The organism is Pseudoalteromonas sp. T1lg65 (assembly GCF_051930985.1).
Taxonomy (GTDB): Bacteria; Pseudomonadota; Gammaproteobacteria; order Enterobacterales; family Alteromonadaceae; genus Pseudoalteromonas.
Genome location: NZ_CP196837.1, coordinates 275,001 through 292,669, shown reverse-complemented (window position 1 = coordinate 292,669; position 17,669 = coordinate 275,001). Strand labels below are relative to the sequence as shown.

At 44.7% G+C, this 17,669-nt stretch carries 15 protein-coding genes and 2 rRNA genes (1 of these 17 only partly in view); 8 read left to right on the top strand and 9 right to left on the bottom strand.

The genetic code is table 11. The features are described from left to right. The first annotated feature begins 4 nt into the window (after positions 1-4). Entirely contained in the window at positions 5-457 is a 453-nt protein-coding gene (locus ACSLBF_RS01350; RefSeq protein ID WP_440054838.1) for a PaaI family thioesterase, read from the top strand. Positions 458-486: 29 nt separating this feature from the next. Continuing rightward, positions 487-1,587, top strand: a complete 1,101-nt coding sequence (locus ACSLBF_RS01345) for an NAD(P)/FAD-dependent oxidoreductase (RefSeq protein ID WP_440054837.1) — start codon at positions 487-489, stop codon at positions 1,585-1,587. 4 nt (positions 1,588-1,591) lie between these two features. On the opposite strand, the gene ACSLBF_RS01340 is transcribed toward ACSLBF_RS01345, so the two are convergent. The 5 genes from ACSLBF_RS01340 to ACSLBF_RS01320 all read right to left on the bottom strand — a co-directional run bounded on the left by ACSLBF_RS01340 (position 1,592) and on the right by ACSLBF_RS01320 (position 7,335). Further along, positions 1,592-2,110 (bottom strand): DUF4124 domain-containing protein, encoded by a 519-nt coding sequence (locus tag ACSLBF_RS01340; RefSeq protein WP_440054836.1) that lies wholly within the window; start codon positions 2,108-2,110, stop codon positions 1,592-1,594. Positions 2,111-2,114: 4 nt separating this feature from the next. Then, positions 2,115-2,891 carry a substrate-binding periplasmic protein gene (locus ACSLBF_RS01335; RefSeq protein WP_440054835.1) on the bottom strand — a complete coding sequence of 259 codons (777 nt, stop codon included), beginning with the start codon at positions 2,889-2,891 and terminating at the stop codon, positions 2,115-2,117. 66 nt (positions 2,892-2,957) lie between these two features. Continuing rightward, the gene (locus ACSLBF_RS01330; protein WP_440054834.1) at positions 2,958-3,698 is read right to left on the bottom strand and encodes a phosphoadenylyl-sulfate reductase; all 741 of its coding nucleotides are present in this window, start codon (positions 3,696-3,698) and stop codon (positions 2,958-2,960) included. Between the two features lie 38 nt (positions 3,699-3,736). Beyond that, on the bottom strand, positions 3,737-5,458 hold the full coding sequence (gene cysI, locus ACSLBF_RS01325) for an assimilatory sulfite reductase (NADPH) hemoprotein subunit (protein WP_440054833.1): 1,722 nt from the start codon (positions 5,456-5,458) through the stop codon (positions 3,737-3,739). 59 nt (positions 5,459-5,517) lie between these two features. Continuing rightward, entirely contained in the window at positions 5,518-7,335 is a 1,818-nt protein-coding gene (locus ACSLBF_RS01320) for an assimilatory sulfite reductase (NADPH) flavoprotein subunit (RefSeq protein ID WP_440056178.1), read from the bottom strand. Between the two features lie 297 nt (positions 7,336-7,632). Between ACSLBF_RS01320 and ACSLBF_RS01315 the strand changes: the two genes are divergently transcribed. Then, positions 7,633-9,246: an endonuclease gene (locus ACSLBF_RS01315; RefSeq protein WP_440054832.1), complete on the top strand. Its 1,614-nt coding sequence runs from the start codon at positions 7,633-7,635 to the stop codon at positions 9,244-9,246. A gap of 83 nt (positions 9,247-9,329) precedes the next feature. Here ACSLBF_RS01315 and ACSLBF_RS01310 read toward each other — a convergent pair whose 3' ends face one another. Next, positions 9,330-9,716 carry a hypothetical protein gene (locus tag ACSLBF_RS01310; RefSeq protein WP_440054831.1) on the bottom strand — a complete coding sequence of 129 codons (387 nt, stop codon included), beginning with the start codon at positions 9,714-9,716 and terminating at the stop codon, positions 9,330-9,332. Between the two features lie 123 nt (positions 9,717-9,839). Between ACSLBF_RS01310 and ACSLBF_RS01305 the strand changes: the two genes are divergently transcribed. The 3 genes from ACSLBF_RS01305 (at position 9,840) to ACSLBF_RS01295 (ending at position 12,656) form a co-directional block, all read left to right on the top strand. After that, positions 9,840-10,544, top strand: coding sequence for a hypothetical protein (locus ACSLBF_RS01305; protein ID WP_440054830.1), 705 nt, complete (start codon positions 9,840-9,842; stop codon positions 10,542-10,544). Between the two features lie 97 nt (positions 10,545-10,641). Further along, positions 10,642-12,255: a S41 family peptidase gene (locus ACSLBF_RS01300; protein WP_440054829.1), complete on the top strand. Its 1,614-nt coding sequence runs from the start codon at positions 10,642-10,644 to the stop codon at positions 12,253-12,255. Between the two features lie 20 nt (positions 12,256-12,275). Continuing rightward, positions 12,276-12,656, top strand: a complete 381-nt coding sequence (locus tag ACSLBF_RS01295; RefSeq protein ID WP_440054828.1) for a hypothetical protein — start codon at positions 12,276-12,278, stop codon at positions 12,654-12,656. Here the strand turns inward: ACSLBF_RS01295 and ACSLBF_RS01290 are convergent. Beyond that, positions 12,631-13,515 carry a LysR family transcriptional regulator gene (locus tag ACSLBF_RS01290; RefSeq protein WP_440054827.1) on the bottom strand — a complete coding sequence of 295 codons (885 nt, stop codon included), beginning with the start codon at positions 13,513-13,515 and terminating at the stop codon, positions 12,631-12,633. The two genes, ACSLBF_RS01295 and ACSLBF_RS01290, sit on opposite strands and share 26 nt — an antisense overlap. Before the next feature lie 110 nt (positions 13,516-13,625). On the opposite strand from ACSLBF_RS01290, the gene ACSLBF_RS01285 reads away from it, so the two are divergent. Then, positions 13,626-14,192, top strand: coding sequence for an NADPH-dependent FMN reductase (locus tag ACSLBF_RS01285; protein WP_440054826.1), 567 nt, complete (start codon positions 13,626-13,628; stop codon positions 14,190-14,192). Between the two features lie 78 nt (positions 14,193-14,270). Next, a complete protein-coding gene (locus ACSLBF_RS01280) occupies positions 14,271-14,951 on the top strand; it encodes a 4'-phosphopantetheinyl transferase family protein (RefSeq protein WP_440054825.1) in 681 nt (226 codons plus the stop codon). A 166-nt stretch (positions 14,952-15,117) separates the two neighbouring features. On the opposite strand, the gene rrf is transcribed toward ACSLBF_RS01280, so the two are convergent. Together rrf and ACSLBF_RS01270 are read right to left on the bottom strand one after the other, a co-directional pair. After that, positions 15,118-15,232: ribosomal RNA gene (gene rrf, locus ACSLBF_RS01275) — 5S ribosomal RNA — on the bottom strand. 116 nt (positions 15,233-15,348) lie between these two features. After that, positions 15,349-17,669: ribosomal RNA gene (locus tag ACSLBF_RS01270) — 23S ribosomal RNA — on the bottom strand (it continues 655 nt past the right edge of the window).

Here is a 17,669-nt window from a genome sequence, read left to right as displayed (position 1 = left end):
CGGTATGTCAATTTGGTTCACGCCAGTCACACTAGAGCAATGTCAAAGTTTGGATGATGGACTTGCCAAAAAAGGGACATTGATGAAAACGTTGGGCATTGAAATAACGGAAATAGGTGAGGATTACCTCGTTGCAACTATGCCCGCAACGCCAAATCATCATAACCCCTTAGGCATTGTACATGGAGGCGCCAACGTCGCATTAGCAGAGACGGTCGCCAGTTATGCAGCCAACTTTGTGGTAGACAATGATAAGTTTTATTGTGTTGGCCAGGAGATTAATGCTAATCACTTGAAAGCCTCTAGAAATGGCCTACTCACTGCCATAGCGAAACCTGTTCACCTTGGCAAACGAAGTTCTGTCTGGGAGGTTCGAATAATGAATAGTCGCAATGAACTATGCTGCATCTCTCGTATGACTGCTGCCGTTGTAGAGAAGCAGAACAGCCACGTGTAACAAGCCTAAATGTTTTACATAAATAGATTATGGATAAAGTAGCCACAATCATAGTCGGTGGCGGTGTGATCGGTCTGGCCATTGCTGCACGACTGAGTCATTCTCGAACCGTGGTCGTAATTGAAAAAGAGCCTCACTTTGGCATGCATACTAGCAGTCGCAATAGCGAAGTGATCCATGCCGGGCTCTACTATCCACCTGGTAGTTTAAAACAGCAGCTATGTGTGGAAGGTAAAGCGATGCTCTATCAACGCTGTAAGACATGGCACATTCCATATAAACAACTTGGCAAAGTCCTGCTCGCTACGAACTTGAACGAACAACAAAAACTCGCCGAGATAGCCCAAAATGCCAGATTGAGCGGCGTCAATGATTTGGCCTGGCTGAGTCGTGCAGAACGCAATGATAAGCTCTATATGCTGAACTGTGTTTCTGCTCTACACTCTCCCTCTACTGGTATAATTAATAGCCACCAGCTAATGCTGTCACTGCTTGGTGAATTAGAGCAAAATGGCGGGGTGTTGGTCACTAATACACACTGTGACCATATTGAACGCGGCACTCATGAATTCAAGGTAGCCACAAATTCTCATGGTGAGCGCTTCACATTGGCATGTGAGCAGCTAATTAATGCCGCAGGGCTTGAAGCGCCTTGTGTCTATCAAAATTCCTTCTCAGAGTTACGCCCGCCGAAATACCATGCATATTATTGTCGAGGTCGTTACTACCGTTATCAAGGCAAGCACCCTTTCAGTAAATTGCTTTATCCGGTACCCAGTGAGTATGGCTTAGGTGTCCACGCCACATTAGATCTGGATGGGCAGCTCAAATTTGGACCAGATACCGCGTTTATTGATCGTATTGATTACACCTTTGATGAGTCAACGAAAGCCGAGTTTGTTTCTGCAATAGAACGTTATTGGCCCAGTGTCAGTGCTGACAGGTTAACCCCTGATTACACTGGCATCAGACCTAAACTAAGTTTGGATAAAAATCATGATTTCGTGATTGAAAGCCACCAGCAGCATGGCATTTCGGGGCTAATTAATTTATTTGGAATCGAATCACCGGGACTCACCGCTAGCCTTGCTATTGCTCGATACGTTGAACAATTGTTAGCTTGGGAATAGTCACCTACTGGTGTTGTTCAATGGCTTTATCTAACTGCCTTTGTCTCTCTTCCATAAGTTTCTGCACCTTTTTTGCTTCTACCATCACCTTTTGAGGATCTGCTGTAGTCAACCCGCTTATCCCTTGAAATACAGGCTGCTTGGTACTTTTCGCGGGCGTTATCATCGTACTTTGCTGTATTGCCATGGTATTAATACGACTTTCATCCAAAAGGTATGCCTCAGATGCTCCATTTGGGTTTGGTTTATCTGAATAATGCCATTGCCCCGCTTCATCTCGCCAGCGATACATCACCTGTTCATTATTTGAGAAAACTTTGTCAGAAGGTGCTGGTATCACGTTGTCACTAACTAAGGAGCGCATTTCTTTGCTTTGCTGGGTCAGGTTGTCAAATTGTTGCTCAACCGCTTGTGCTACTTTTTCAGCACTCAACCAAGGTTTACCATCTGGTCGTTTCACGATAAAAAGCGACGCCAGTCCTACCAGCATAACCATAATTAGCAAATAACTGACAAATCGCACTATTTTACTCCTGCACCGAAAGTCCATATCTTAACAAGATTTTTTTATATTGCTCTGTTTTCTTGAAGCTACTGAAAAAAGCATTAAACGCGTCACAAAGTTCACTGGCAGATAAAGAAAACTGTAACTGTAGTGGTGCACTATCAGAGACCTCATGCACCACAATACTTTGAGTAAAAGCTGGGTGTAACTTTTGTAGCCATAAAAGCGTTGGCTCACCAATTACAGAAAAGGCTTTTTCTTTATTTGCCGCACCAGAAAGCGCCTGCAAAATATCATATTCCGAATAAAAGTCTTGTCGCTGCAGTCTCTGAGCTATCACTAAAGGATCAAGAGCAGGGTAGGCATAGCCAAAGCGTCCCAAAAACAGCCATGTTTCTAAAGAGTCGATAGTGAATGTCGGTTCTGACCTATGTGTTATATAAACATCATCGATGGTATAAAGAGCCTCACTCCAACACATTTTCTGCGTTCCGGAATACCAACTTTCAGACTCCATACGAACATCCACATTGCCCTTTTCTATCTCTGCCGACGAACGCTTTTCCGGAGAATATAAATAAGTAACCGACAGCCCTGAGTGTTGAGAAAACGCATTGAATATATCGATCAGCACACCAGGATGAGTTTGGTCTTCAATGATAAAAGGCGGGTAGTATTGCAGTGCAAACCGTATGTCTGACTCAGACTCAGCTTGTTCGTTCGCGTAAACACTAAAGTGCAGTGACAATAGCAGTACTGCACTTAAGATAAGTTGCCAATTGTAGCAAGGGCGCTCCATGTGGTATCACCGCCTAGTTAATAACCTTCCTACAATTATGGCCTAGCTTTGGCTTTTGCCAAGCGGCTAAATACCATCACCATCTATATGTAAACCACATTCTCGGTTTAATCCAAAGAAACGGGTTTCTTCTTCAGTCATACCGGGCTCAAGTTTACGCGTAGTATGTACATCTCCCATCGAAACATAGCCCTGCTCCCAAAGCGGATGATAAGGCAGATCATATTTCGTTAGATATTGATGCACATCACGATTGTGCCAATCGATGATTGGATACACTTTGACCGTGCCACGACTGATTTCCAAAATAGGCTTGTCTGCTCGCGTTGATGATTGCTGACGACGTAAACCGCTAAACCAAGTGCCTGCATTTAAGTCTTTCAACGCACGCGCCATAGGTTCCACTTTATTGAGGGTATTATAGCGTTTGATCCCTTCTTCACCCTGTTCCCACAATTTACCGTACAATGCTTCTTGCCAAGCGGGGCTCAGCTCTGAACGGTAAACTTGCAAATTCAAAGACAGCCGCTCAGTAAGTGACTCAATAAACTGATAAGTTTCTGGAAATAAATAGCCTGTATCAGTCAATACCACGGGGATATCTGGCTTTTGCTGAGTCAGTAAATGCAACATCACCGCCGCTTGGATACCAAAGCTGGACGATAAAAAAGGACTGGCTGGTAAGTTTTCCAGCGCCCACGCCACACGCTGCTCAGCGGTTTTATCTACCAGTAGAGCATTAGCGTCAGCCAATAGCATTTTCTGCGTCGCTTCGTCTAATGATAAAATGTTCTTATATTCACTCATGATTTTTTCCTAGGGGCAGCACGCTGCCCGTTACGAAACTAGGCGTGAAAGTCAGTTTTTGACACTTTGACTTCCGCAACAATGGCTTTTCGGATAACAAAGTCACCGAAACATTCATTGTCTTGCCTTTCGGCTTTCCATTGACCGATTAGTTCGTCTAAAGCTGGTAAGAAAACTTCTTCGCCGACGTTTTCCAAATACAGCTTAGGAATGCGTGTTCCTGCTAGATTTCCACCTAAGTAAACATTGTATTTACCCGGCCCTTTACCAACTAAGCCTACTTCCGCCAACATGGCACGACCACAACCATTAGGACAACCAACCACACGTAAGATGATGTTGTCTTCACTGATCTGGTGTTTTTCAAGCAGCCCTTCCACTTTGGTCACGAGTTCAGGCAGGTAACGCTCAGCTTCCGCCATGGCCAGCGGACAAGTTGGCAATGCCACACAAGCCATAGAGTTTTTGCGCTGTTCAGAATGACTGTCATCAATCAAACCATGCTCACGGGCAATGTGCTCTATTTCTGCTTTATGTTCTGGTGCGACACCGGCAATGATCAAGTTTTGGTTTGCTGTCATGCGGAAATCACCTTGGTGAATTTCCGCGATTTTGCGACAACCCGTTTTCAGTGCCTTATCAGGGAAATCAAGGATACGGCCATTTTGGATAAATACCGTTAAATGGTACTTACCATCTATTCCTTCAACCCAACCAAAACGATCACCACGGTGAGTAAATTCATAAGGTCGACTTGGCTCAAATCTCACACCGGCGCGTTTTTCAACTTCTGCTTTAAACGCATCGCTCCCAAATGTATCTAGCGTATATTTGGTTTTCGCATTTTTACGATTGACACGGTTACCCCAATCACGTTGTACCGATACGACATGCTCAGCGATAGCTAGTGTGTGCTCAAGAGGAATGAAGCCAAAGTCATCGGCCTTTCTTGGATAAGTGTTCACATCACCGTGCGTCATTGCAAGGCCGCCACCAACTAACACGTTAAAACCAACTAATTTGCCATTGTCAGCAATCGCCACAAAGTTCAAATCATTGGCGTGTACATCCACTTCGTTGTTTGGTGGAATAGTAACGGTGGTTTTGAACTTACGCGGCAGATATGTACTACCAAGGATCGGCTCTTCGGTTGTTTCTGACTTTTCGCCATTTAACCAAATTTCAGCATACGCCTTAGTTTTGGGCAGCAGGTGCTCAGAAATCTTGGCAGCCCATTCATACGCTTCTTGGTGCAGCTCAGACTCCACAGGGTTTGTGGTACACAATACATTACGGTTAACATCACCGGCTGTCGCAATAGAGTCAATCCCTACGCTATCCAACATCTGGTGCATGTTTTTAATATTGGGCTTCAATACACCATGGAATTGAAACGTTTGACGCGTGGTCAAACGGATGCTGCCATACATCGTATGTTCTTCTGCAAACTTATCAATTGCTAGCCATTGGTGTGGCTTGATAATACCACCTGGCATACGAGCCCTAAGCATTACATTGTGTAGCGGCTCTAGTTTTTGTTTCGCACGCTCTGGACGAATGTCACGGTCATCCTGTTGATACATACCGTGAAAACGGATCAACTGAAAGTTATCTGCAGTAAAGCCACCCGTTAAAGGATCAACTAAGTCAGCTTCAATGGTTCCACGCAGGTAGTTACTTTGCGTTTTAAGACGCTCGTTATCAGCAAACTTTGCATTTGGATCAAGCTTACTATTTGGTTTAAATTCTGAGTTGCTCATGATCTATCCTAAATTCAACACTATTTCGACGGTAAAATACGACGGTGTTCCTAATGGAATTAATACACGTCTTTCTGATAACGGTTTTCGCTACGCAATGTTTTTAAGTATTGCTCAGCTTGTTCATCGTCTTTGCCACCATGGGCTTTTACAATATCAAGTAAGGCTTGATGTACATCTTTGGCCATTCTATTCGCATCGCCACACACATAGAAGTGTGCTCCTTTCTCAAGCCATGCATAAACCTCTGCGCCTTTTTCGCGTAGGCGGTCTTGCACGTATATTTTTTCCGCTTGGTCGCGACTAAATGCGAGATCGACACGATTCAAAAGGCCATCTTTTACGTACTTTTGGATCTCTACCTGATATAAGAAGTCTTCCGTGAAATTCGGGTTACCAAAGAACAACCAATTTTCACCTTGCGCTTCTCTGGCCTCTCGTTCTTGTAAAAAAGCTCTGAATGGCGCAATACCTGTCCCTGGACCTACCATGATCACTGGTTTATTGTCGTCAGCAGGTAAACGGAAATTATCGTTGTGCTCACTGAATACTTTCACTTTGACGCCTTCTTCAGCGCGATGTGCCAAGTAACCAGAACATCCTCCGAAGTGTTGTTCACCAAAGGCATCAAACTCCACCACACTGACCGTTAAGTGAACTTCTTCTTCCACTTCAGCTTGGCTAGATGCAATTGAATACAAGCGTGCTTGTAATTTGCGACAACACTCAACCAGCGCTTGTGCATCAAGCTTGCCTGGGAACTGTTTGATCACATCAAATATTTGTCTAGCTTCGATAAATGCGCGCAGAGCAGCCTTGTCTTCAACAATAGCGGCTAGTTCCTCATTCCCAGTCGCGGCTGCATACTTTTCTACAAATCCAGGGTAAGACTGTGTCAACTCTAAATTTTCAGTCAATGCAGTACGCAGTGATAAAGCTTGTTCACCTAGCTTCACTTCGGCGTTTCCGTCTAGCCCAAGTACCGTTAGTACTTCATCTACACGTTGCTCATCATTTAAAAAGTACACACCGAGCGCGTCGCCGGGTTGATAAGTAATGTCAGAACCTTCTAATGAAATCTCAACATGACGTACATCTTTGCTAGAATTGCGACCCGTGATTTTCTGTACCACAGTTAACTCTGCAGCGAATGGATTCTGTTTGTTGTACTGACTTTGAGCTGGCTGCGCTACGCCAAATGGCATGGCAACCACGTTGCTCGCACCAGCTTGCTGTTGTGCTTTCAGTTCTGGCTCAAAGGCATTGAGCGCTTGTTCAATCCAAGCATCCGCTTGTTCTTCGTAATCCACGTCTAAATCAATACGAGGCACTAGGACTTCCGCACCTAAGGCAGATAAGCGAGATTCAAAGTCTTTTGCAGTTTGGCAGAAAAACTCATAACTAGAATCACCCAGACCAATAACCGCTTGTTTTACACCGTCAAGCTTGGGCGCTTTCTTACTCGCCAAAAACTCATGGAGTGTCTCTGCGTCTTCGGGTGGCTCACCTTCACCGTATGTCGATACAGCAACAACAATAAACTTTTCTTTCTTTAAGTTAGCAGGCTTGTAATCCGACATGTTCACTAGCTTAGTCGCTAATCCCTTCGCTTCAGCTTGTTGTTGGATTTTTACTGCAACTCCTTTGGCGTTACCAGTTTGCGAACCATACAAAATCGTTAATGGTGCAGATTCAACTGCCGTAGCAGCACTTTGACCGAAACTACCTGTCAGCGTTGCTGCGTTAGCGGTTGCTGCTAAATAGCCACTTACCCAAGCTTGCTGAATAGGATTTAACTCCCCTGCTAAGCCTTGTAGTTTTTGCAGTTGTTCTTGTGTCAGCGGACTTGCTGCAGCGTTAAGTTGACCTAACAACATCATTGACCCCATACCCCGAAGGTTTACTTATACAGTGCTCTTAACTCAGCACTTGGCTGAGCTTAATTTATGAGCCTGCAGGATACGTCGCGAAGGTCCAGATCAAAAAGAATAGAATCTGCTTTTATATTCCAGTTAGTTATTAAAAACAAAAAAGTCCAAAGAAAACAGATTAAAAGAACAGTAATAAACTATTCATTCCTATATTAACATCGCTGTAACAGTAATGTATCAAAATCATACTGTTAACTATCAAGTTACAACAATCATAATTACAACTCTCAAGAGAAAGCAAAAATGAAACACGGGAAAATTAAATTAATTACATCACTGCTTGCAGTGTCACTTAGCAGTTTCGCAACGGCTGCTGTCGAAAATGGCAACTTCGAGCAATGGAGCGGCAATACCCCTGCGGGCTGGCAGACCATTGATTCCGGTATTGCCATTTCCTCAACATCAACTTACTCAAAAAGTGGTCAATATGCTGCGGCGGTATCAGTAAACACCTCAACGCAAGGCAATACTGACCTACAACAATCTGTCGCTGTAACCAGTGGTCAAAGCTATGAGTTCAGTACATGGGTTTATCACACTGAAGGCGGTGTGCGTGCACGCTTAGTGGTTGATGGATATCAGAACTATTCAGACCCAACGCTAACCAATCAGTGGCAAAAGATTTCTTATTCTTACACTGCGTCTGAGTCGACGAACATTGCTGTTGGTTTACGCTTTTACGATGTCAGTGGTTTTGATGGTAGCGAGCTAGTATATGTTGACGACTTTCAACCAGCTAGCGGTACTACTACCCCACCACCTCCTAGCGGCTGCACTAGCAACTCGCTTTCACTATCGATTACTACCGATCAATACGGTAGTGAAACCAGCTGGCAAGTCACTAACGCAAACGGCAGTGTTGTTGACAGTGGCAACGGCTATGGGGCCAACCAATCAGTAAACGAATCTCTATGCTTAACCGATGGTGACTATACGTTAAGCGTGTTTGATAGCTATGGCGATGGCATGTGCTGCTCATACGGCAATGGTCAATACGCACTAACATTTAATGGCAATACACTTGCGTCAGGTGGACAGTTTAGTTCACGCGCCGATCATAGCTTCACTTTAGGATCTACTACCACACCACCACCAGTTGATGGCTATTATGCAACTGCCAATGGCTTGACAGGCTACGCACTAAAAACAGAGTTGCATAACATCATCCGTAATCACAACTCACAGGGCTATAGCGCTATTTGGGGATTCATCGATCAATACGAGCGTGATCGTCACTTTGATAAAGATGGCAGCATCTTAGATCGCTATTCAGAAAAGCCAACAACAAGAGACTCTGTAAACTATACGTCCACCACTTCACAATGTGGTAGCTACAGCGGAGAAGGAGACTGTTATAACCGTGAACATTCGTTCCCTAAATCTTGGTTTGGTGGCAAAAGAGAACCGATGAACTCGGATATTCATCACATTTTTGCCAGTGATGGTTATGTCAATACACGTCGTAACAGCTTCCCGTTTGGTGAAGTAGGTAGCGCAACCTATACATCTTCAAACGGCAGTAAGTTAGGGAGTGCTTCAGGTATTGGTTATTCAGGCACCGTATTTGAGCCAATTGACGAATTTAAAGGGGATTTTGCACGCGCGTATTTTTATATGGCCACACGCTATCAAGACGTTATTGCTGGATGGGAAAACTACACTAGCAATGGCGATGCGGTACTTAATGGCACCAGTAACCAAGTATTTGAGCCTTGGGTAATTGCACTTTTAAAACGTTGGCATCAGCAAGACCCTGTTGATGCAACTGAAAAAGCTAGAAACCAAGGTGCTTATGAATATCAAGGAAATCGTAACCCTTATATTGATCACCCTGAGTTTGTAGAAGCCATTTGGTAATCACATAAAACCATAAAAGGCCGTGTATTCGGCCTTTTATTCTCATGAGGTTGCAATTTGCCGTTAATGTTTAACAGCCAACACTACTGGTCATTTTCGACTGGATACATGGTGATTTCAATACCAGCACCAATTGCAGAAATCCTCAGCAAGGTGTCTACATGTAAAGCCTGAGAGTAGCATTTTGGACTCGTACCAGAGCTAAACCCGATATCAAATGTTCGCTTTGAACAAGAAAGCCATTGTTTTAATGCAGGCTTGGAACAGGATTCGACTAGCTCACACAGGTGGTTAATCGCCTTATCTGGCGTCATCTCTTCCGCAGAAGCCTCTATCCTCGCCAGCTGGCGATATTCATCTTTATCGTAGTGCAACACTACCGCATTACGTTTTAAATCTGATACTAGTGCACTAATATCCTGTTTAGACTCTAATTCTAAATCAACATTTAAAAACTGAATTTCCGACATGATCTAGATGCAACCTCAAATTATCAAAAAAATCGAACTTGTGACCAAAAGCTTTTATATTTACGCTACCGAATATAATCGGTAAGGTAAAACCACCAACAATTGCAAGAATAACATATTGTGATGATTAAAGAACTTTTAAAACCTGCCAGAAAGATACATAAATACCTCGGATATTTGTTATTTCTACAATTACTTGCTTGGTTACTTGGAGGCTTAGTGATGAGTGCGATACCTTTAGAAATGGTACATGGCAAACACTTAGCTAGTCGCACTTTAGCATCACCTTTTACAACAGCTGACTATTCAGCAGATCTCCAACTCATGCTAAAAGATAATCAAGCTGTCAAACGCATCGAGTTTACTCACTTTGCCAACCAACCTGTATTAAAAGTATTATCCGCCCAAAACACGTCGTACTATGATGGCAAAACAGGTTTGCCACTGTCGGCTCCCTCTGAACAGGCTATTATTGAACAAGCAAAAGCACACTATACGGGCAGTGGTGATGTCGCAAATAGTTACTTACACAAAACGGCTCCCCGTGAAGCAGGATTCAAAAATAATGTTTGGCAAATTACTTTTGATGATTTTGTTTCCACGACACTCTATTTATCAGCGGAAAGTGGCGAGTTGATCACAATAAGAAGTAGCATTTGGCGCATATTCGACTTTTTCTGGATGTTGCACATCATGGATTATGACGAGCGTGAAGACTTTAACAATCCGTTGCTTATCTCTTTTGCTTTAACAAGCGTACTATTTTGTTTGTCTGGTATCTTACTGCTGTTGCAATCACCGCCATGGCGTAAGCTAAGACCGCGTTAAGCTCACTTTTATTGGTAGCTCAGGCCATACTAAGCGGTTGCGCACTCATCATCACGGTGTTAATTTTAAGTAATTAATGATTTTCAAGGTCATACATATGCGCAACTTACGCCTCCATTTTTCAGCTTGTTTACTCTTCACCGCATTACTTACTTTAAATGGATGTGGCGGAGGAGGTAGCGCTTCGAGTGGAACTAATCAACAACCACAAACTGGCACCACAACGCCACCAGTATGGACTTTTGGCGAATTTGCACCGGCAAGCCAATATGCGCATTTTTGCCAAGCACCAAGAACAGGCGTTGATCCCTACGCGAATAATCAACCCTACCCGGACGTCCAAGGCACAGCAATGCATGAAAAAATGTGGTTGCGCTCATTTAGCAATGAAACTTACCTCTGGTATGACGAAGTGGCAGACAATAACCCTGCTGACTTTAACTCCGTTATTGACTACTTTAACCAATTGAAGACCTTTGCCTTAACACCTGCTGGTCGTGAAAAAGATGAGTTTCATTTTTATGAATCTTATGAAAGCTTTCAAAAAGAAGCGCAATCTGGCGTCACAAGCGGTTATGGCATTAGGTGGGCTGCAATATCGCCAAGACCGCCCCGCAACTTTACCGTTGCGTCTGTAGAACCGAATTCTCCAGCTGCAACTGCAGGTGTGGTACGTGGTGACCAAATTCAATCCATTGATGGCATTAATTTTATCTCATCAGACAATGTTAGCGCATTGCAAGCTGCGTTATCTCCAAAACTCGGTGACTCGCATAACTTTGTGTTTAGAGCCTTAGATGGTTCCCAAAAATCGGTCACGCTGACGTCATCAGACATAGAAACTACGCCGGTGGACAATGCTAAAGTGCTTTCGGTTGCGGGTAAAAAAGTTGGCTATGTACAATTTAATCAGTTTATTCCAACCGCACAAACAGGTTTAATTAACGCGTTTTCTCAATTTCAAACGGAAAATATCGACGAACTAGTCTTAGATATGCGCTACAACGGTGGTGGTCGATTGATTATGGCAGCGCAACTTGGTTACATGATTGCAGGAAGTAAAAGCCGCGATAGAGCTTTTTCGGTCACTACTTTAAATGACAAACGCAGTGCAGAAAACAGCATCACAGAGTTTGAAACCCGAGAAATCGATTGGCTAAACAATCAGTTCAAAAACAACCAGCTGCCCACTGTTAATTTAAATAAAGTCTATATACTCACCACTTTTGGCACGGCTTCAGCAAGTGAAAATGTGATCAATGGACTAAGAGGAATTGATGTTGACGTAATACTCATTGGTTCAGCCACTCGCGGTAAACCTTATGGCTTTGTACCTGAGCAAAATTGCGGCACAGTCTATTACACTGTGCAGTTTAAATCTGAAAATGAAAAGGGTTTTGGTGACTATGCCGACGGTTTTATTCCTGTCGAATCTGCTAATACTGGAGAGATAGGATTAAACGCGACGGTACCTGGTTGTACGATTGCAGATGACTTTAATCATCAACTAGGCGAGCTACAAGAAGGGCAGCTAGCCGCTGCCTTAACGCATATTGAAACCGGTAATTGTCCAGAAATAACCATCTCTAATAGTTCATTACCGCCCAAGTATTTATCTAAATACAGAGGTACTGAGCATGCGTTAAGCGTACCTTCTCACCCAATGCATAACGGCACGATTATGATGCCAAGACCAAGAGAGGCACAGTAAACATGAAGCTGGGATTCTTTATGCTACTTGTTACATCCTCTGTGATGGCTGTCGGCTGTAACAATACTGCCGACGACTACTCGACACCAGCACTACTCACAGAGACTTCAAAAGTGACAAGAGCTGAGATACAGCAAGCCATTGTGTCACTTAAGGGCGGCGTTGAACCAATACTTAGTGTGAATGTTTTTACCCAACAGTCGGTGTTAATACTTGAACATGGTAAGGCGAAACAATTTGACCAAAGCCCTGTGCTTGGTGCCCATGATCTGCCTTATGAAAGCTTTGAACTGCGGATAAAGGACGAAAGTTGTGCCCTGTTCTATCCAAAGCTACAACGTTTCAAGATACTTAAACACGCCAAATGTAAAGCGGCTAAAATCGACGAAAGTAGTCTTTAAGTACATCGCACAACGCTTGTACTTTTGCAGTTCGGTGAACCAACACATGAGTGACCAACCAAACCTGAGTTTGCCAACATAGCTCAGATTCTAAAATTGGCACCATATTGTCGTACTGCTTGGCAACATGGTGCTGCATTCCGCCAATTCCTATTCCATTGACTACTGCTCGTGTAGCATCTGAAGTCTCTGATACCCTCATGATTACCTGTTGTTCAGCAATGTGCTCATCGACCCACGAATAATAGGGTACTCTAGCGTTAAACCCGGCAACGCCAGAGACAAAAAAGTGATTAGATAAATCAGCCATCGACTTTGGTAAGCCAACTCGTTTTAGGTAATCCTTCGACGCATATAAACCGGCTTGCAGCGTAGCTAATGCTTGCACTATGTAATCGGGTTCCTCCGGCTTTGCTCCCGCTCGAACTGCTACATGTGCTTGACCATGGTCTAGACGGAGTCGCTTTTGATCGAGAATAATTTCAAGTTGAACCTGAGGGTGAAGCTGTTGGAAGTTAAGACAAGGCTCCGATAACACATCCATAAATCCACTCACAGTCGTAAGTAGTAGTTTACCTCTGAGCTGGCTATCGGACGCCGCGATCGAAGTACTTAACTCCATCAGTTGTTCATCTATGTTTGACGCCACTTGCAACAATTGTTCTCCAGCTTGTGTCACTTGGTAACCTCGAGCATGACGATGGAACAGCCGGGTGCCCAGCGTTTCTTCAAGTCGATTCACCCTGCGCAACACGGTACTGTGGTGTATCTCTAACAGTTCTGATGCTGCCGATAATGTACCTAGACGTGCGACCGTATAGGCAACCTTGAGATCTTGCCAGTCTTCAAACTTATCCATCAAATCAACCTTCTGTGCGAATACGCACATAAGCATTGCGTTTATTTCGGTTTAATGCAAGCTAGTTTCTGCTACATTAGCCATATCAACTTACTTTGAGGAACCAAAAGATGAATTCACCAAAGGTCATTGCCCTTTCAGGAAGCCTGAGAGAAAAAAGCTATAACCAAACACTTATTCAAGCCGCAGCAGCATTCGCATTAGAAAGTGGGGCTGAAGTCGAGGTCATCAAGCTACAAGATCTTAATATACCGCTTTTTAGTGAAGATCTTGAAGCGATAGAAACCCCTGAAGGAGTGAAATTATTGAAAGAAAAACTCAGAGAGGCAGATGGCATTTTGCTCGCAAGCCCAGAGTATAATGGTTCATTTACCGCTGCGTTAAAGAATGCGATCGATTGGGCTTCAAGAACAGAGCAAGGAGCAGTTCCTGCATTTCGCAATAAGGTTGTAGCCTTGCTCGCTACCTCACCCGGTGGCTTAGGTGGTTTACGAGGACTTAACCACGTCAGGGATGTGCTTTCAGGAATTGGTAGTCTGGTGCTAGCTGATCAACTCGCAGTACCCGCAGCATATGATGCTTTTGATGAACAGGGTAAAATAAAAAGTCCAGAGCTTGCTGATAAAGTCTCAAGTCTCGCCTTACAACTCGTGACTGTTGCAAGTAAATTAAAGTAGTATCAATGGACTATTGCTAAGGGTGCTTGGTTACTTCAAACTAAGCATCTTCAATACGGAGATGAAACGGAGCCCATTTTGCAAATCGTTATTAGCGAAGCTTTTACCCCACAACTCTCGCACCAATTCCATTGTGTTACCTTTGATCCAGACAGCTTTCGCAGCAATTCATTTATTCAACACAGCATTGTGGAACCAATCTCTCTTAACAAAGCAGTCGCAAAGCGCAAAGCAGAGTTTCTTGCTGGTCGAATCTGTGCACGTGAATGTTTAGGACTATCCAATGCAACTTTGTTCAAACTATTGAATGCAGAAGATAGATCTCCCATTTGGCCCCCGGGAGTAATAGCTAGTATTACCCATACAAGAGGCATAGCAGCAGCTGCTGTTAGCAGAGACTCTGTAGCAAAAGGAATTGGTATTGATATAGAAAGAGATATGTCTGAAAAACAAGAGCTAGAACTACAAAAACAAATTTTGCACAGCGCCGAGTATGACGCATTTCAATTACTAAGTAAGCAAATTCACTGTCCACTAACCATTGTTTTTTCAGCAAAAGAAAGCATTTATAAGGCATTGTATCCAACCGTAAAGCGTTTCTTCGGATTCGATGCAGTTAAACTTATCACCTTCACCAAAAATACACTCACCTTCGAGTTGATGGAAACACTGCACCAAGACCTACAAAAAAGTAAAGAAATCACAGTTTATTTTCAAACCGATAAAGGGTTGGTACTAACGGAATGCCAATATAGCTAATCTTCCTTTTATATCTGATGGCGCTGCGCTTATGCCGACCTACCAAGTGTGGTGTTGACAGTATTTTGGTAGGTTGGAAAAGCAAAGCGCCTTCCAACATGGTCAGGTTTGGTAAAGACAAAAAGCAAAAAACCCGACTCTTTCGAATCGGGTTTCTCTTATAAGGCCCTGGCGATGTTCTACTTTCACATGGCAGCTGCCACACTATCATCGACGCTGTTTTGTTTCACTTCTGAGTTCGGCATGGGGTCAGGTGGTTCCAAAACGCTATGTTCACCAGGAAATTCTGTTCATCAACAAGCATCCGCTCATCGATATAAAATCTGGAAAGCTCAATTAAATTCTTCGTCTACTTCAGTTTCATTAACTTCTGTCGCTTAAACCACTTTGGCGTTGTATGGTTAAGCCTCACGGGTAATTAGTACGAGTTAGCTTAATGGCTCACACCACTTCCACATCTCGCCTATCAACGTTGTAGTCTTCAACGGCCCTTTAGTGGAGTCGAACTCCAAGTGAGAACTCATCTCGAGGCTCGCTTCCCGCTTAGATGCTTTCAGCGGTTATCGATTCCGAACGTAGCTACCGGGCAATGCAATTGGCATCACAACCCGAACACCAGCGGTTCGTCCACTCCGGTCCTCTCGTACTAGGAGCAGCCCCTCTCAATTCTCAAACGCCCACGGCAGATAGGGACCGAACTGTCTCACGACGTTCTAAACCCAGCTCGCGTACCACTTTAAATGGCGAACAGCCATACCCTTGGGACCGACTTCAGCCCCAGGATGTGATGAGCCGACATCGAGGTGCCAAACACCGCCGTCGATATGAACTCTTGGGCGGTATCAGCCTGTTATCCCCGGAGTACCTTTTATCCGTTGAGCGATGGCCCTTCCATTCAGAACCACCGGATCACTATGACCTACTTTCGTACCTGCTCGACGTGTCTGTCTCGCAGTTAAGCTTGCTTCTACCATTACACTAACCGTACGATGTCCGACCGTACTTAGCAAACCTTCGTGCTCCTCCGTTACTCTTTGGGAGGAGACCGCCCCAGTCAAACTACCCACCAGGCACTGTCCTCAACCCCGATTAGGGGCCTAAGTTAGAACATCAACACTACAAGGGTGGTATTTCAAGGTCGGCTCCACAGAAACTAGCGTCTCTGCTTCAAAGCCTCCCACCTATCCTACACATGTAGGGTCAATGTTCAGTGCCAAGCTGTAGTAAAGGTTCACGGGGTCTTTCCGTCTAGCCGCGGGTACACAGCATCTTCACTGCGATTTCAATTTCACTGAGTCTCGGGTGGAGACAGCGTGGCCATGGTTACACCATTCGTGCAGGTCGGAACTTACCCGACAAGGAATTTCGCTACCTTAGGACCGTTATAGTTACGGCCGCCGTTTACCGGGGCTTCGATCAAGAGCTTCGCATACGCTAACCCCATCAATTAACCTTCCGGCACCGGGCAGGTGTCACACCGTATACGTCATCTTACGATTTTGCACAGTGCTGTGTTTTTAATAAACAGTCCCAGCCACCTGGTCACTGCGGCTCTCGTCTGCTTACGGAGCAAGTCCTTCACAAACAAGAGCGTACCTTCTCCCGAAGTTACGGTACAATTTTGCCTAGTTCCTTCACCCGAGTTCTCTCAAGCGCCTTAGTATTCTCTACCTGACCACCTGTGTCGGTTTAGGGTACGATTCAGTATGAACTGAAGCTTAGAGGCTTTTCCTGGAAGTAGGGCATCAACAACTTCGCCACCTTAGTGACTCGTCTCGACTCTCAGCCTTAGCGACCCGGATTTTCCTAAGTCACCAGCCTACAGCCTTTCACATGGACAACCAACGCCATGCTTGCCTAGCCTGCTCCGTCCCCCCATCGCATTCATACCGAGTACGGGAATATTAACCCGTTTCCCATCGACTACGCTCTTCAGCCTCGCCTTAGGGGTCGACTCACCCTACCCTGATTAACATGGGATAGGAACCCTTGGTCTTCCGGCGGAGGAGTTTTTCACTCCTCTTGTCGTTACTCATGTCAGCATTCGCACTTCTGATATGTCCAGCATGCCTCCCGGCACACCTTCAGCCACTTACAGAACGCTCCCCTACCCCGCGAATATACCCCGAAACTATCTCTTACAACTCAACGTGTTGGTCGCTTGACCGTTGGGCACTTCGTGCGTCAACGTTAATCTTAAAATAGTTTGGGTGGTATATTCGCAGCCGTAGCTTCGGTGGTATGTTTAGCCCCGTTACATCTTCCGCGCAGGCCGACTCGACTAGTGAGCTATTACGCTTTCTTTAAAGGGTGGCTGCTTCTAAGCCAACCTCCTAGCTGTTTTAGCCTTCCCACATCGTTTCCCACTTAACATACACTTTGGGACCTTAGCTGACGGTCTGGGTTGTTTCCCTCTCCACGACGGACGTTAGCACCCGCCGTGTGTCTCCCGGATAGTACTTTACGGTATTCGGAGTTTGCAAAGGGTTGGTAAGTCGGGATGACCCCCTAGCCTTAACAGTGCTCTACCCCCGTAAGTATTCGTCCGAGGCTCTACCTAAATAGATTTCGGGGAGAACCAGCTATCTCCCGGTTTGATTAGCCTTTCACTCCTAGCCACAGGTCATCCCCTAACTTTTCAACGTTAGTGGGTTCGGTCCTCCAGTTGATGTTACTCAACCTTCAACCTGCCCATGGCTAGATCACCGGGTTTCGGGT

Coding starts and splice junctions, on each gene's coding strand:
- ACSLBF_RS01350 (WP_440054838.1), top strand. CDS start 5: ATGTCAATTTGGTTCACGCCAGTCACACTAGAGCAATGTCAAAGTTTG.
- ACSLBF_RS01290 (WP_440054827.1), bottom strand. CDS start 13,515: ATGGATAAGTTTGAAGACTGGCAAGATCTCAAGGTTGCCTATACGGTC.
- cysI (WP_440054833.1), bottom strand. CDS start 5,458: ATGAGCAACTCAGAATTTAAACCAAATAGTAAGCTTGATCCAAATGCA.
- ACSLBF_RS01285 (WP_440054826.1), top strand. CDS start 13,626: ATGAATTCACCAAAGGTCATTGCCCTTTCAGGAAGCCTGAGAGAAAAA.
- ACSLBF_RS01305 (WP_440054830.1), top strand. CDS start 9,840: ATGATTAAAGAACTTTTAAAACCTGCCAGAAAGATACATAAATACCTC.
- ACSLBF_RS01315 (WP_440054832.1), top strand. CDS start 7,633: ATGAAACACGGGAAAATTAAATTAATTACATCACTGCTTGCAGTGTCA.
- ACSLBF_RS01320 (WP_440056178.1), bottom strand. CDS start 7,335: ATGTTGTTAGGTCAACTTAACGCTGCAGCAAGTCCGCTGACACAAGAA.
- ACSLBF_RS01300 (WP_440054829.1), top strand. CDS start 10,642: ATGCGCAACTTACGCCTCCATTTTTCAGCTTGTTTACTCTTCACCGCA.
- ACSLBF_RS01330 (WP_440054834.1), bottom strand. CDS start 3,698: ATGAGTGAATATAAGAACATTTTATCATTAGACGAAGCGACGCAGAAA.
- ACSLBF_RS01345 (WP_440054837.1), top strand. CDS start 487: ATGGATAAAGTAGCCACAATCATAGTCGGTGGCGGTGTGATCGGTCTG.
- ACSLBF_RS01335 (WP_440054835.1), bottom strand. CDS start 2,891: ATGGAGCGCCCTTGCTACAATTGGCAACTTATCTTAAGTGCAGTACTG.
- ACSLBF_RS01310 (WP_440054831.1), bottom strand. CDS start 9,716: ATGTCGGAAATTCAGTTTTTAAATGTTGATTTAGAATTAGAGTCTAAA.
- ACSLBF_RS01295 (WP_440054828.1), top strand. CDS start 12,276: ATGCTACTTGTTACATCCTCTGTGATGGCTGTCGGCTGTAACAATACT.